This window comes from Proteiniphilum sp. UBA1028 (assembly GCF_002316955.1).
Taxonomy (GTDB): Bacteria; Bacteroidota; Bacteroidia; order Bacteroidales; family Dysgonomonadaceae; genus Proteiniphilum.
This window is the reverse complement of record NZ_DCEN01000020.1, coordinates 22,785-37,519: the sequence shown is the minus strand read 5'-3', so window position 1 is coordinate 37,519 and position 14,735 is coordinate 22,785. Positions and strand designations below refer to the sequence as shown.

General features: G+C 48.0%; 11 protein-coding genes and 5 tRNA genes. All 16 read left to right on the top strand.

Going from position 1 to position 14,735, the window contains the following annotated elements; all coding sequences use genetic code 11:
* The first annotated feature begins 118 nt into the window (after positions 1–118).
* The 16 genes from xerA (at position 119) to rpoC (ending at position 14,607) form a co-directional block, all read left to right on the top strand.
* On the top strand, positions 119–1,009 hold the full coding sequence (gene xerA / locus B3Z75_RS02390) for a site-specific tyrosine recombinase/integron integrase (RefSeq protein ID WP_286854124.1): 891 nt from the start codon (positions 119–121) through the stop codon (positions 1,007–1,009).
* Positions 1,010–1,021: 12 nt separating this feature from the next.
* A complete protein-coding gene (gene hpf / locus B3Z75_RS02385; protein ID WP_286854126.1) occupies positions 1,022–1,318 on the top strand; it encodes a ribosome hibernation-promoting factor, HPF/YfiA family in 297 nt (98 codons plus the stop codon).
* 105 nt (positions 1,319–1,423) lie between these two features.
* Positions 1,424–1,497, top strand: a tRNA-Thr gene (locus B3Z75_RS02380).
* Positions 1,498–1,504: 7 nt separating this feature from the next.
* Positions 1,505–1,587 (top strand) — tRNA-Tyr (locus B3Z75_RS02375).
* Positions 1,588–1,650: 63 nt separating this feature from the next.
* A tRNA-Gly gene (locus tag B3Z75_RS02370) sits at positions 1,651–1,723 on the top strand.
* Between the two features lie 72 nt (positions 1,724–1,795).
* Positions 1,796–1,867, top strand: a tRNA-Thr gene (locus tag B3Z75_RS02365).
* A 127-nt stretch (positions 1,868–1,994) separates the two neighbouring features.
* Positions 1,995–3,182, top strand: coding sequence for an elongation factor Tu (gene tuf, locus B3Z75_RS02360; RefSeq protein WP_286854128.1), 1,188 nt, complete (start codon positions 1,995–1,997; stop codon positions 3,180–3,182).
* A gap of 97 nt (positions 3,183–3,279) precedes the next feature.
* Positions 3,280–3,352 (top strand) — tRNA-Trp (locus tag B3Z75_RS02355).
* 19 nt (positions 3,353–3,371) lie between these two features.
* Entirely contained in the window at positions 3,372–3,563 is a 192-nt protein-coding gene (gene secE, locus B3Z75_RS02350) for a preprotein translocase subunit SecE (protein WP_294067328.1), read from the top strand.
* Positions 3,564–3,579: 16 nt separating this feature from the next.
* Entirely contained in the window at positions 3,580–4,122 is a 543-nt protein-coding gene (nusG, locus tag B3Z75_RS02345; RefSeq protein ID WP_294067326.1) for a transcription termination/antitermination protein NusG, read from the top strand.
* Between the two features lie 75 nt (positions 4,123–4,197).
* Positions 4,198–4,647: a 50S ribosomal protein L11 gene (gene rplK / locus B3Z75_RS02340; protein WP_294067324.1), complete on the top strand. Its 450-nt coding sequence runs from the start codon at positions 4,198–4,200 to the stop codon at positions 4,645–4,647.
* A gap of 14 nt (positions 4,648–4,661) precedes the next feature.
* Positions 4,662–5,363: a 50S ribosomal protein L1 gene (gene rplA / locus B3Z75_RS02335; RefSeq protein ID WP_294067322.1), complete on the top strand. Its 702-nt coding sequence runs from the start codon at positions 4,662–4,664 to the stop codon at positions 5,361–5,363.
* Positions 5,364–5,377: 14 nt separating this feature from the next.
* A complete protein-coding gene (gene rplJ, locus B3Z75_RS02330; protein ID WP_294067320.1) occupies positions 5,378–5,896 on the top strand; it encodes a 50S ribosomal protein L10 in 519 nt (172 codons plus the stop codon).
* 47 nt (positions 5,897–5,943) lie between these two features.
* Entirely contained in the window at positions 5,944–6,318 is a 375-nt protein-coding gene (gene rplL / locus B3Z75_RS02325; protein ID WP_294067318.1) for a 50S ribosomal protein L7/L12, read from the top strand.
* A gap of 96 nt (positions 6,319–6,414) precedes the next feature.
* Complete coding sequence (gene rpoB / locus B3Z75_RS02320) at positions 6,415–10,227, top strand: DNA-directed RNA polymerase subunit beta (protein ID WP_294067316.1); 3,813 nt, start codon at positions 6,415–6,417, stop codon at positions 10,225–10,227.
* A gap of 93 nt (positions 10,228–10,320) precedes the next feature.
* On the top strand, positions 10,321–14,607 hold the full coding sequence (gene rpoC / locus B3Z75_RS02315; RefSeq protein WP_294067314.1) for a DNA-directed RNA polymerase subunit beta': 4,287 nt from the start codon (positions 10,321–10,323) through the stop codon (positions 14,605–14,607).
* Positions 14,608–14,735: the final 128 nt, after the last annotated feature.

The following is a 14,735-nucleotide window of genomic DNA, read 5'->3' as shown; positions in this document are numbered from 1 at the left end:
GAATAATTGCGATTAGCGAGGGCCGAAATTATCCTATACTTTTCAAATATTTTTTTCTTTTTCGCAAAGATTTTTCTTATCTTCGTAGCACCATAGATGTTGATTTGGCTGCTGCCGTATGTGGAAAGAAAATTTCATACAATATCTCCGTTACGAGAAGAATTACTCTTCTCATACGGAGATATCTTATTTCAATGACCTTACACAATTCGAAGAATTTATCACCGCCGAATGTGGAGAGATTGACATAAAGGAGATCGACAGCGACATTGTCCGCATATGGATAAGCAAGCTGATGGAACAGGGAATAAAAGCCCGGTCGGTCAACAGAAAGCTTAGCGCTGTCAGATCATTTTTCCGCTACCTGAAAAAAAACGGCATTGTAGATCAAAACCCCGCGGAACGGGTGTCCGGCCCCAAGGCAGAAAAACGGCTCCCCTCTTTCGTGAACGACAGGGATCTGAACAGGATAATTGAAGACTCCCTAGCCTATGACGACGATTTCCGTGGACACCGCGACCGATTCCTCATCGAGCTGCTCTACCTCACCGGAATGCGAAGAGCTGAGATTATTGCTCTCAAAGACAGCGACATTGACTTCAACAACGGCACCCTGCGTGTGACGGGAAAACGCAACAAACAACGTCTCATCCCATTCTCAGACAATACGAAAGAGAAACTAAAAAACTACATCGAAACAAGAGATCGCGAATTAACAAACAAATCACCCTTCCTATTTGTTAAGGAAGACGGAAACCCATTGTACCCGAAACTTGTTTATCAAATCATCCACCGGCACCTTAACAGCATCCCAACCTTGTCAAAAAAAAGTCCGCACGTGCTGCGTCACTCTTTTGCAACAGAAATGCTAAACAACGGAGCTGAGATAAACGCAGTAAAGGAACTTCTGGGGCATTCCAGCCTGGCATCCACCGAAGTCTATACGCATGTGACTTTCGAAGAGTTGAAAAAAGCATATCACAACGCTCATCCAAGAGCAAAAAAATGAAGGAGGAATAGTATGGAACTGACAATTCAATCTGTAAACTTTGACGCAACCGACCAGCTAAAAGCGTTCATAGAGAAAAAAATGAAAAAACTGGAACGTTTTTCGGAAGATATCATCCTGGCTGAAGTCATTTTGAAAGTAGTGAAGCCGGAAACCGTGAACAACAAGGAAGCAGCGGTGAAATTAAGTCTCAGACACAGTGAAGCTTTTGCCAGCAAGACAGCTGATACATTTGAAGAAGCCATCGACCTGTGCGGGATGGCGATTGAAAAACAGATCCTTAAGACCAAGGAGAAAAAGGAGAGATGAAGCCAAAAAATTAAGATAAAAGTTTTGGCATCAAAAAAAATATCACTACCTTTGCGACCGTTTCTCTCTTAACTTTGGAGGGGAACGGTTAATTTCAAGATTTAAGCCTCTTTAGCTCAGCTGGCCAGAGCACGTGATTTGTAATCTCGGGGTCGTTGGTTCGAATCCGACAAGAGGCTCAAAATTGGGCAGTTACCAGAGTGGCCAAATGGGGCTGACTGTAACTCAGCTGGCTTACGCCTTCGGTGGTTCGAATCCATCACTGCCCACACCCTTCCACCCTCCTGTAAAAGGGAGGGACCGGCTCCCCAGCGGGGCTTGGGGGTATTTTTGCGGAAGTAGCTCAGTTGATAGAGCATTAGCCTTCCAAGCTGAGGGTCGCGGGTTTGAGTCCCGTCTTCCGCTCTGAAAAGAGTGTACGGAGCTGCACAGGCCTGCACAATGTTCCGGAAAGGGACATCAGCCTTCTGCTCTTTTGCCTATGTAGCTCAGTGGTAGAGCACTTCCTTGGTAAGGAAGAGGTCGCGGGTTCAACTCCCGCCATCGGCTCAATAACAGATAATTCGTCGTTTCATCAAGATGAAGGCAAGGTGCCGGGTGTCTTGAGTTTTACTGTTTGCAAACAAAAGAATAGAAAATACAAATATTTTATTTACACTAACTAATAGGACATTTTATGGCAAAAGAACATTTTAACCGGACGAAACCGCATGTGAATATCGGTACAATCGGTCACGTTGACCACGGTAAGACGACTTTAACGGCTGCTATCACCACCGTTTTAGGTAAAAGAGGATTCTCGCAGATTCGTTCGTTCGATTCAATCGACAACGCTCCCGAAGAGAAAGAGAGAGGTATCACTATCAATACTTCACACGTTGAATACGAAACTGAAAATCGTCACTATGCCCACGTTGACTGTCCTGGTCACGCTGACTATGTAAAGAACATGGTTACCGGTGCTGCTCAGATGGACGGTGCAATCATTGTGGTAGCTGCAACAGACGGCCCAATGCCCCAGACACGTGAGCACATTCTTTTGGCACGTCAGGTAAACGTTCCACGATTGGTTGTTTTCATGAACAAAGTGGACCTGGTTGACGACGAAGAAATGTTGGAACTGGTAGAAATGGAAATGCGCGAACTGCTTTCATTCTATAATTTCGATGGCGACAACACACCAGTTATCCAAGGCTCTGCTCTCGGTGGCCTGAATGGTGATCCCAAGTGGGAAGAAAAAATCATGGAACTGATGAACGCCGTGGATACCTGGATTCCGCTGCCTCCGCGCGATGTGGACAAACCGTTCCTGATGCCTGTTGAAGACGTGTTCTCCATCACCGGCCGTGGTACGGTAGCTACAGGCCGTATTGAAACCGGTATCATCAAGACAGGCGAAGAAGTACAGATTATCGGACTTGGTGCCGAGGGCAAAAAATCCGTGGTTACCGGTGTGGAAATGTTCCGCAAGATCCTGGACGAAGGTCAGGCTGGTGACAACGTTGGATTGCTGCTTCGCGGTATCGACAAAGACGAAATCAAGCGTGGTATGGTCATCTCTCACCCGGGTAAAGTAAAACCTCACTCCAAATTCAAAGCTGAGGTATATATCCTGAAGAAAGAAGAAGGCGGACGTCACACTCCGTTCCACGACCACTATCGTCCTCAGTTCTATATCCGTACGCTTGACGTAACCGGCGAGATCAAATTGCCGGAAGGTGTGGAGATGGTCATGCCCGGTGACAACGTAACCATCGAGGTAGATCTGATCTATCCGGTAGCATGTAACGTAGGTCTTCGCTTCGCTATCCGCGAAGGTGGCCGCACCGTTGGTGCTGGACAGATCACTGAGTTGATTAACTAAACCCCTAAATCCCCAGAAGGGGACTTGGGTTTTGCCAATAAAGATTACAGCTCCAAAAAGCCTCCCTTTCGGGGGAGGTTTGGAGGAGTTGTTTTATACGGGTCTAGCTCAGTTGGTAGAGCACTGGTCTCCAAAACCAGGTGTCGGGAGTTCGAGTCTCTCGACCCGTGCACAAACGATCCGAATTAAATGAAAAAAATAGTTGCATATTTGAAGGATGCTTATAACGAATTGGTTTATAAGGTATCCTGGCCAACAAGAGAGGAACTCTCCGGCAGCACGGTAATTGTACTGATAGCTTCCCTTATAATTGCCGTTATCGTGTTCGGGATGGATTCTCTTTTTGAGTGGATTCTAAAACTCCTTTACGGTATTTTATAAAATCTGAATTGAGATTATGACTGAAGAGAGAAAGAAATGGTACGTTTTGCGTGCCGTTAGCGGAAAAGAAAGTAAAGTCAAAGAGTATCTTGAGTCAGAAATTAAAAAGACCGATTTAGGAAAGTACATTTCTCAAGTTCTCATCCCCACAGAAAAGACTTATACAATACGCAACGGAAAGAAAGTGATGAAAGAACGCGCTTATCTTCCCGGCTACGTACTTATTGAGGCTGAACTGACGGGTGATGTGATTCACGAACTGAAGAATATCAACTACGTGGCAGGTTTTCTCCCCAACACTACTGACCCCCAGCCCTTGCGGGAATCGGAGGTAAAACGTATCCTTGGTACGATGGACGAGTTGGAAGAGGCCGGTGATGAAATGGATATGAAATACTATGTGGGCGAAAACGTGAAGGTGATTAGCGGTCCCTTCAGTAGCTTCTCCGGTGTAGTAGAGGAAGTGAACGACGAGAGAAAGAAACTCAAAGTGATGGTGAAAATTTTCGGAAGAAAACAACTCCTCGAGTTGAGCTATATGCAAGTAGAGAAAGAATAGTCAGCAATTTGGTTACGCAGATTCTGTAAATTCTTGAATGTGTTTCGAAAACCGTAATTTATTAAAATCAAGAAAATGGCTAAAGAAGTTGCCGGACAACTAAAATTACAAATCAAAGGAGGAGCTGCAAATCCATCTCCCCCTGTAGGGCCTGCATTGGGTTCTAAAGGGATCAACATCATGGAGTTTTGCAAGCAATTCAATGCCAGAACTCAGGACAAAGCCGGTAAAGTGTTACCCGTGGTAATCACGTACTATACCGACAAGTCGTTTGATTTTATTGTTAAGACACCACCGGTTGCAATTCAGTTATTGGAAGTCAGCAAACAAAAAGGCGGTTCGGCAGAACCCAATCGTAAAAAGATTGCGGAAATAACCTGGGAACAGGTGAAAACCATTGCCGAAGAAAAAATGACCGATTTGAACTGCTTCACACTTGAATCAGCAATGAGAATGGTAGCCGGAACGGCTCGGAGCATGGGTATCACAGTGAAAGGGGACTTCCCTGAAATTATTAATAATTAAACTTCAATTGAGAGATGAGTAAACTTACAAAAAATCAGAAGTTGGCTTTGAGCAAGATTGAAGAGGGAAAAGCCTATACACTGAAAGAAGCATCTGCTTTGGTGAAGGAAATAACCACCACCAAGTTCGATGCATCTGTGGATATCGATGTACGCCTCGGCGTAGATCCGCGAAAAGCCAACCAGATGGTCAGGGGCGTTGTGTCTCTGCCACACGGCACAGGAAAACAAGTAAGAGTTCTTGTATTGTGTTCTCCAGAAGCTGAAGCCGACGCGAAGGAAGCCGGCGCAGACTATGTAGGACTCGATGAATATATCGACAAAATTAAAGGAGGTTGGACCGATGTGGATGTGATCATCACACAGCCGCAGATCATGGGTAAGATTGGTGCACTGGGCCGTATTTTAGGACCCCGGGGGCTGATGCCAAACCCAAAAAGCGGTACCGTTACTCCCGACGTGGCCAAAGCCGTGAAGGAGGTAAAGCAAGGTAAGATCGACTTTAAGGTAGACAAGACCGGTATTATTCACACCTCTATTGGAAAAGTATCTTTCACGCCGGAACAGATTCGAGACAACGCAAAAGAATTTATTCAAACGTTGATCAAATTAAAACCGACAGCGGCAAAAGGTACTTATATCAGGAGTATTTATCTTTCCAGTACGATGAGCCCGGGTATAAAACTGGACACTAAATCGTTAGAAGAACAGAAATAAAAAGTTTTAATTGCATGAAAAAGGAAGATAAACAACTGATTATAGAGCAAATCGCAACGAACCTCCGGGAGTACGAAAACTTCTATCTTGCTGATATCGCCACATTGAATGCGGTGAAAACAAGCACCTTACGAAGAGAATGCTCCAAGCAGGATATCAAGTTGGTAGTGGTAAAAAATACCTTGTTGCAAAAAGCATTCGAGTCGCTCGACAAGAACTACGAAGAGCTGTATCCCATTCTGAAAGGAAATACGGCCATCATGTTCTCGAACGTGGCGAATGCTCCTGCCAAGCTCATTGATAAGTTCAAGGCTGACAAAGTACCCGCCTTCAAGGGCGCGTATGTTCAGGAGAGTTTCTTCATCGGCGAAAAGGCGTTGCAGGATCTCATTAACATCAAGAGCAAGACAGAGCTTATTGGAGATGTAATCGCACTGTTGCAGTCACCTGCCAAGAATGTGGTTTCGGCACTCCAATCCGGCGGAACACTCCTCCACGGAGTATTGAAAACGCTGTCGGAAAAATCAAATTAATGTACACAATCAAACAGAATTAGTAATCAATTTAAACAAATAAAAAAATGGCAGACTTAAAAAAATTTGCTGAAGAATTAGTTAACTTAACTGTGAAAGAAGTTAACGAACTGGCTGAAATTTTAAAAACGGAATATGGTATTGAGCCTGCTGCTGCAGCAGTGGCTGTTGCCGCCGGACCTGCAGCAGCTGAAGCAGCTGTAGAAGAAAAAACTTCTTTCGACGTGATCCTGAAAAGCCCGGGAGCAGCTAAACTGGCTGTAGTAAAGGCAGTAAAGGAACTCACCGGCCTTGGCTTGAAAGAAGCTAAAGACTTAGTGGACGGAGCTCCCAGCGAATTGAAAAAAGGTGTAACAAAAGACGAAGCGGAAGCTTTGAAAAAACAACTTGAAGAGGCTGGAGCAGAAGTTGAACTTAAATAACATTACCCTAAATTAGGTTAATATGGTTAGGAATCTTCTTCCGGAAGATTCTTAACCTTTTGTGTCAATATATATTAGGTTCCAAAACTCATTTCCATGTCTTCAAATAACGCCAACCAAAGAATAAATTTCGCGTCGATCAATAATCCGCTCGATTTTCCGGATTTTCTGGAAGTACAGTTAAAGTCGTTCCAGGATTTCATCCAACTTGACGCCCCCCCTGAAAGTAGAAAAAACGAAGGATTGTATAAGGTTTTTACGGAGAACTTCCCTATTGCCGATACCCGTAACAATTTTGTACTTGAATTTTTGGATTACTATGTAGATCCTCCCCGTTATAGCATTGAGGAGTGTGTGGACAGAGGACTCACCTATAGCGTTCCGCTAAAGGCGAAGCTCTACCTGTATTGCACCGACCCCGATCACGAAGACTTTACACCCGTCATTCAGGATGTGTACCTGGGTACCATTCCTTACATGACCGAGAAAGGAACGTTTGTGATCAACGGAGCCGAGCGTGTGATTGTATCGCAACTGCATCGCTCTCCCGGAGTCTTTTTCGGACAGAGCCTGCATGCCAATGGCACCATACTTTACTCTGCCCGTATCATTCCGTTCAAAGGATCATGGATTGAGTTTGCTACCGATATCAACAGTGTGATGTACGCGTACATCGACCGTAAAAAGAAATTACCTGTAACCACGCTGCTGCGCGCTATCGGTTTCGAGAGCGACAAAGATATCCTTGAGATCTTTGATCTGGCGGAAGAGGTGAAGGTGAATAAAACCAACCTTAAGAAAGTTACCGGGCGTAAACTGGCTGCCCGTGTGCTGAAATCATGGATGGAAGATTTTGTAGACGAAGACACCGGCGAGGTGACTTCCATCGAAAGAAACGAAGTGATCATTGAGCGGGAGACCATCCTCGAAGCGGAACACATGGACCAGATCCTCGAGTCGGGTGTTTCCTCTGTTCTGCTTCACAAGGAGACGGCCAACACTTCGGACTACTCTATCATCTATAACACGCTACAAAAAGACCCGAGTAACTCGGAGATCGATGCCATCCGCCACATCTACCGTCAGCTTCGCAGTGCTGAACCGGCCGACGATTCAAGTGCACGCGAGGTAATCAACAACCTTTTCTTCTCCGAGAAGAGATACGACCTGGGCGATGTGGGACGCTACAGAATTAACAAAAAACTCAATCTCAATATCGATGTCGATGTACGGGTACTGACCAAGGAAGATATCATTGAGATCATTAAATACCTCATCGAACTGATCAATTCGAAGGCAGTGGTGGACGACATCGACCACCTCAGCAACAGACGTGTTCGAACGGTGGGTGAGCAACTATATACCCAATTCGGTGTGGGACTGAACCGGATGGCGCGCATTATCCGCGAACGAATGAATGTGCGCGACAACGAAGTCTTCACCCCGATCGACCTGATCAACGCGAAAACCATCTCGTCGGTGATCAACACCTTCTTCGGGACCAATGCGCTTTCACAGTTCATGGACCAGACAAACCCGCTGGCGGAGATAACCCACAAGCGCCGTCTGTCGGCCCTCGGCCCTGGCGGCCTTTCGCGTGAACGCGCCGGATTTGAAGTGCGTGACGTACACTTTACGCACTACGGCCGTCTTTGTCCTATTGAAACACCCGAAGGTCCCAATATCGGATTGATCTCCTCTCTTTGTGTATACGCGAAGATCAACGACCTCGGATTCATTGAAACACCTTACCGTAAGGTAGACAAAGGCATTGTAAACATCAAGAACGATGAAGTCATTTACCTTGCTGCAGAGGAGGAAGAAAATAAACTCATTGCACAGGGTAACGCACCTCTCGATGAAAAGGGACATTTTATAAATACGCGTGTGAAAGCGCGCCAGGATGCGGACTATCCGGTGATTGCCCCGGAAGAGGTAGAACTGATGGACGTATCGCCCATGCAGATCGCCTCCATTGCAGCATCACTTATCCCCTTCCTGGAACATGATGATGCCAACCGTGCCCTGATGGGATCCAACATGATGCGTCAGGCCGTTCCGCTGATAAGAACGGAATCTCCCATCGTCGGCACCGGCATTGAAGGACAACTGATAAAAGACTCCCGTTCACAGATTATGGCCGAGGGCACCGGTGAGATCACTTATGTTGACTCCACCACCATCAAGATCAAATATCACAGAACGGAAGAAGAGGAGTTTACCAGCTTTGACGAAGCAGTGAAGACCTACACCATCCCTAAATTCCGTAAGACCAACCAGAATACAACCATCGACTTGCGTCCTATCTGCAAAGTAGGACAGAAAGTGAAGGCGGGTGAGATCCTTACCGAAGGATACGCCACGCAGGATGGCGAGCTGGCACTGGGAAAAAACCTCAAGGTGGCATTCATGCCCTGGAAAGGGTACAACTTTGAGGACGCCATCGTACTGAGCGAAAGGATGGTTAGTGATGACGTGTTCACCTCCGTGCACATGGAAGAGTTTTCGCTGGAAGTGCGCGAGACCAAGCGTGGGCTGGAGGAACTTACTTCCGACATACCCAACGTGAGCGAAGAGGCAACCAAAGACCTCGACGAAAAGGGGATTGTGCGTGTAGGTGCCCGCATCAAACCGGGAGACATCCTGATCGGCAAGATCACGCCCAAGGGAGAATCCGATCCCTCACCCGAAGAGAAGCTGCTCCGGGCCATTTTCGGTGATAAGGCAGGCGATGTAAAGGATGCTTCACTGAAAGCATCCCCCTCGCTCAAAGGTGTGGTTGTGCATACCAATCTCTTCTCCAAGGCTTCCAAAAAAGGGAAGACAAAGCTTTCCAACAAAGCTCTACTTCCGAAGCTCGACGAGGAGTATGAAATCAAGATGGATGAATTGAAAAAGGTGCTTATCGATAAGCTTCTGAAGCTCACCGACGGTAAAACATCGGCAGGAGTAAAGGACTACACCAACATGGACATTGTTCCCAAGGGAGCCAAGTTCACACAAAAGGTGCTCAACGACATCGATTTTCAGTCCGTCCAGTTAAATAAATGGACCACCGACGCCCACAAGAACGAACTCATTCGCGCCACAGTAATCAATTATCTGCGTCGTTACAAGGAGCTGGATGCAGAATTGAAACGCAAACGTTTCGACTTCACCATCGGCGATGAGCTTCCTTCGGGCATCATGCAGATTGCCAAGGTCTACGTGGCCAAGAAACGGAAGATACAGGTGGGCGACAAGATGGCTGGCCGCCACGGTAACAAAGGTATTGTCTCCCGAATTGTGCGTCAGGAAGATATGCCATTCCTTGCCGACGGAACACCGGTTGACATTGTCCTCAACCCACTGGGCGTACCTTCGCGTATGAACCTGGGGCAAATCTTTGAGACCGTGCTCGGATGGGCAGGAAAAGAGCTTGGCGTGAAATTCGCCACCCCCATCTTCGACGGAGCCTCCTTGGAAGATCTCAATGTGTGGACCGACAAGGCCAACGTACCGGCTTACGGTAAATCGTACCTGTATGATGGAGGAACGGGAGAGCGCTTCGACCAGCCGGCAACGGTGGGCATCATCTACATGCTCAAACTCGGCCACATGGTGGAAGACAAGATGCACGCACGTTCCATAGGCCCCTACTCACTCATTACACAACAACCATTGGGTGGAAAGGCTCAGTTCGGAGGACAGCGTTTTGGAGAGATGGAGGTCTGGGCACTCGAGGCATTTGGTGCAGCACACATCCTTCAGGAGATCCTCACAGTGAAGTCCGACGACGTGGTAGGCCGTTCCAAGGCTTATGAATCCATCGTGAAAGGGGAAGCCATGCCTTCGGCAGGAATACCCGAGTCGTTGAACGTATTGCTTCACGAGCTGAAAGGATTGGGACTCAACATCAGTCTCGACTAATATATTCCCGGGGACCGGGGTCTCTGTGTATGATCCTGGCCCCCTTAGGAATAAGATATAAACTCCCATTAACTCTTTATATACAAAAAATATATGGCATTTAGAAAAGACAATAAAATAAAGAGTAGCTTTTCAAAAATCACAATTGGGCTGGCATCGCCGGAACAAATTCTGGAAAACTCTTTCGGTGAAGTGTTAAAACCCGAGACGATCAACTATCGTACCTACAAGCCCGAACGTGACGGTTTGTTCTGCGAGCGTATTTTCGGACCCGTCAAAGACTATGAATGTCATTGCGGCAAGTACAAACGCATACGCTATAAAGGTATTGTGTGCGACCGTTGCGGTGTGGAAGTGACCGAAAAGAAAGTGCGTCGTGAACGTACCGGCCACATTCATCTGGTTGTTCCCGTGGCCCACATCTGGTATTTCAGGTCCCTCCCCAACAAAATTGGTTATCTGCTGGGGATCCCCACGAAGAAGCTCGATACCATCATCTACTACGAACGCTACGTGGTGATACAGGCAGGAGTACTCGAAGACAAGGTGGCCGAAAAAGACCTGCTCACCGAAGATGAATACCTGGATCTGCTGGAAACACTGCCCAAGGACAACCAGATGCTTGAAGATAGCGACCCCAACAAGTTTATTGCGAGGATGGGTGCAGAAGCCATTCTCGACATGCTTGAGAGGCTGAATCTCGACAAGCTGGCCAATCAGCTACGCCACCGCGCCAGCACCGACACCTCGCAGCAGCGCAAGAACGAAGCGTTGAAACAGTTACAGGTGGTCGAGGCTTTCCGCGGATCAAAGAACATCAATAAGCCGGAGTGGATGATCATGAAAGTAATCCCTGTGATTCCGCCCGATCTGCGGCCGCTGGTACCGCTGGATGGCGGCCGGTTTGCCACATCCGACCTGAACGACCTCTATCGCAGGGTAATCATCCGCAACAACCGGTTGAAACGACTGATCGATATCAAGGCTCCCGATGTGATCCTCCGCAACGAGAAACGCATGCTGCAGGAAGCTGTGGACTCCCTGTTTGACAACTCTCGCAAGTCGAGCGCCATCAAAACCGAGTCGAACCGTCCGTTGAAGTCACTTTCCGACAGTCTGAAGGGAAAACAGGGACGTTTCCGCCAGAACCTGCTCGGTAAACGTGTGGACTACTCGGCACGTTCGGTGATTGTGGTAGGCCCTGAGCTGAAGATGCACGAATGCGGATTGCCCAAGGATATGGCAGCCGAACTCTATAAACCGTTTATCATCCGCAAGCTGATTGAAAGAGGCATCGTGAAAACGGTGAAATCGGCCAAGAAGATTGTGGACCGGAAAGAACCGGTGGTATACGATATTCTTGAATACGTGATGAAAGGACACCCGGTGCTGTTGAACCGTGCCCCTACCCTTCACCGTTTGGGTATCCAGGCGTTCCAGCCCAAGTTGATTGAGGGAAAGGCCATCCAGCTGCACCCGCTCGCTTGTACGGCTTTCAACGCCGACTTCGACGGAGACCAGATGGCGGTGCACCTGCCATTAGGCAACGAAGCCATTCTCGAAGCACAGCTGCTGATGCTTGCCTCGCACAATATTCTGAACCCCGCCAACGGCGCGCCTATTACTGTTCCCTCACAGGACATGGTACTCGGGTTGTATTACATCACAAAAATCCGTCCCGGGGCAAAAGGCGAAGGAATGACATTCTACGGTGAAGAAGAGGCGATTATCGCTTATAACGAAGGAGCCGTAGACATTCACGCACTGGTAAAGGTGATCGTGGACGATATCGACGAGGAAGGAAATCCTGTCCGCAAGATGCACGAAACCACCGTCGGACGCGTAATCACCAACGAAGCTATCCCAAAAGAGGTGGGTTATGTAAATGAGTTGCTTTCCAAAAAATCGCTCCGCGACATCATTGGTAAAGTGATCAAAACCTGTGGCGTTGCCCGTACAGCCCAATATCTAGACGACATCAAAGATCTGGGTTACACCATGGCTTTCAAGGGTGGGCTCTCGTTCAACCTGGAAGATGTGATCATTCCGGAAGAGAAAGAAACCCTCATCCAGGAAGGATATGCCGAAGTGGAGCAGATCATGGAAAACTATAATATGGGTTTCATCACCTATAACGAGCGTTACAACCAGATCATCGACACCTGGACACATATCAACTCCAAGTTGTCGAACATCCTGATGAAACAACTTTCGGAAGATGATCAGGGATTCAATTCGGTATACATGATGCTCGACTCCGGCGCCCGTGGTTCCCGCGAACAGATTCGCCAGCTCTCCGGTATGCGCGGTCTGATGGCCAAGCCTCAGAAAAGCGGTGCCGAAGGAGCGCAGATTATTGAGAACCCCATTCTTGCGAACTTCAAGGAGGGACTTTCGGTACTTGAGTACTTTATCTCTACCCACGGTGCCCGTAAAGGTCTCGCCGACACCGCCCTGAAAACAGCCGATGCCGGATATCTGACCCGCCGTCTGGTAGACGTATCGCAGGACGTCATCATCAACGAGGAAGACTGTGGTACGCTGCGCGGACTTGTGGCTACCGCCATCAAGAACAACGACGAAGTGATCGCTTCACTCTATGAGCGGATCCTGGGCCGTGTATCCGTGCACGATGTGCAACATCCCAATACAGGAGAGATTCTGGTAAATTCCGGAGAAGAGATTACCGAAGATGTTGCCAGAAAGATTGATGAGTCACCCATTGAGCGTGTAGAGATCCGCTCGGTACTTACCTGCGAATCACACCACGGTGTTTGTGCGAAGTGTTACGGCAGAAACCTGGCTACAGGGCGAATGGTACAAAAAGGTGAGGCTGTGGGCGTCATTGCGGCACAGTCCATTGGAGAACCGGGAACACAGCTTACGCTGCGTACATTCCACGTGGGAGGTATCGCTTCCAACATTGCTACAGAGAACAGCATTATCACCAAATACGATGGTATACTGGAATTTGATGAACTGCGTTACGTGGAAACCACCGACTCCGAAGGCAAACCATACAAAGTAGTGGTCAGCCGGCTTGTGGAGATGCGTATCATTGACCCCAACACCAGGATTATCTTGGTATCCCACAACGTGCCCTATGGTTCAAAGCTCTATTTCAACCAAAACGACAAAGTGGAAAAGGGTGACCTGATCTGTGAGTGGGATCCGTTCAACGCGGTGATCGTTTCGGAAGCAACCGGTAAGATCCGTTTCGAAAACTTCACCGAAAACATGACCTACAAGGTTGAATCGGACGAACAAACCGGATTGAAAGAAAAGGTCATCATCGAATCGCGCGACAAAACAAAAGCGCCCTCAGCACACATTGTGGATGAGAACGACGATATCCTGCGTACGTACACCCTTCCGCTCGGCTCCCACATTGTGAAGAACGATAACGATGACATCAAAGCCGGAGATACGCTCGTGAAGATACCGCGTGCCGTTGGGAAAGCGGGTGACATCACAGGAGGTCTTCCGCGTGTTACTGAACTATTTGAAGCTCGTAACCCATCCAACCCGGCAGTAGTGTCCGAAATCGACGGAGAAGTATCTTTCGGAAAAATCAAACGTGGTAACCAGGAAATTTCCGTCACCTCCAAAACAGGGGAGATCAAGAAGTATATGGTTCCCTTGTCCAAGCAGATCCTGGTACAGGAGAACGACTATATCCGCGCCGGCATGCCACTCTCAGACGGTGTCACCACACCATCCGATATTCTGGCCATCATGGGCCCGACAGCCGTTCAGGAATACATCGTAAATGAAGTCCAGGATGTTTACCGCCTGCAGGGTGTAAAGATCAACGACAAGCACTTTGAGGTGATTGTCCGTCAGATGATGCGCAAGGTGGAAGTGGTGGATCCGGGTGATACCCGTTTCCTCGAACAGCAGTTGGTCGACAAGCACGAGATGATGGAAGAGAACGACCGCATCTGGGGCAAGAAAGTGATCATGGACGCTGGAGACTCACAGGTATTTGAACCGGGACAGATTGTCACCGTACGCAAGCTGCGCGACGAAAACAGTTCGCTGAAACGACGCGACCTGAAACCGGTGGAAGCACGCGACGCCGTGCCGGCTACCGCGAACCAGGTATTGCAGGGTATCACTCGTGCAGCCCTTCAGACAACCAGCTTCATGTCGGCCGCCTCGTTCCAGGAGACGACCAAGGTGTTGAACGATGCCGCCATCAACGGCAAAACAGACACACTGGAAGGACTCAAGGAGAACGTGATCGTCGGTCACCTCATCCCTGCCGGTACCGGTCAGCGTGAGTTCGACAAACTGGTCGTCGGTTCACGCGAGGATTTTGAGAAGCTGAACGCCAGCAAGCGCTCTAACCTGTTTCAGGAAGCCGTAGTAGAAGAATAGTAACAGCTTTGAAATAACTTTTTAAAACCCGTGTCGGTGTTCCGGCACGGGTTTTTTGTTGTTCTTATCAACAAACGACCCTTGCTCGGACCAAATAACATGGATGCCTATTGAATTAAATTTATTTA

Bases quoted from the DNA above. Each gene is read 5' to 3' on its own strand.
- secE (WP_294067328.1), top strand. From the start codon at position 3,372: ATGAAAAAAATAGTTGCATATTTGAAGGATGCTTATAACGAATTGGTT.
- nusG (WP_294067326.1), top strand. From the start codon at position 3,580: ATGACTGAAGAGAGAAAGAAATGGTACGTTTTGCGTGCCGTTAGCGGA.
- rplK (WP_294067324.1), top strand. From the start codon at position 4,198: ATGGCTAAAGAAGTTGCCGGACAACTAAAATTACAAATCAAAGGAGGA.
- xerA (WP_286854124.1), top strand. From the start codon at position 119: ATGTGGAAAGAAAATTTCATACAATATCTCCGTTACGAGAAGAATTAC.
- rpoC (WP_294067314.1), top strand. From the start codon at position 10,321: ATGGCATTTAGAAAAGACAATAAAATAAAGAGTAGCTTTTCAAAAATC.
- hpf (WP_286854126.1), top strand. From the start codon at position 1,022: ATGGAACTGACAATTCAATCTGTAAACTTTGACGCAACCGACCAGCTA.
- rplA (WP_294067322.1), top strand. From the start codon at position 4,662: ATGAGTAAACTTACAAAAAATCAGAAGTTGGCTTTGAGCAAGATTGAA.
- tuf (WP_286854128.1), top strand. From the start codon at position 1,995: ATGGCAAAAGAACATTTTAACCGGACGAAACCGCATGTGAATATCGGT.
- rpoB (WP_294067316.1), top strand. From the start codon at position 6,415: ATGTCTTCAAATAACGCCAACCAAAGAATAAATTTCGCGTCGATCAAT.
- rplJ (WP_294067320.1), top strand. From the start codon at position 5,378: ATGAAAAAGGAAGATAAACAACTGATTATAGAGCAAATCGCAACGAAC.
- rplL (WP_294067318.1), top strand. From the start codon at position 5,944: ATGGCAGACTTAAAAAAATTTGCTGAAGAATTAGTTAACTTAACTGTG.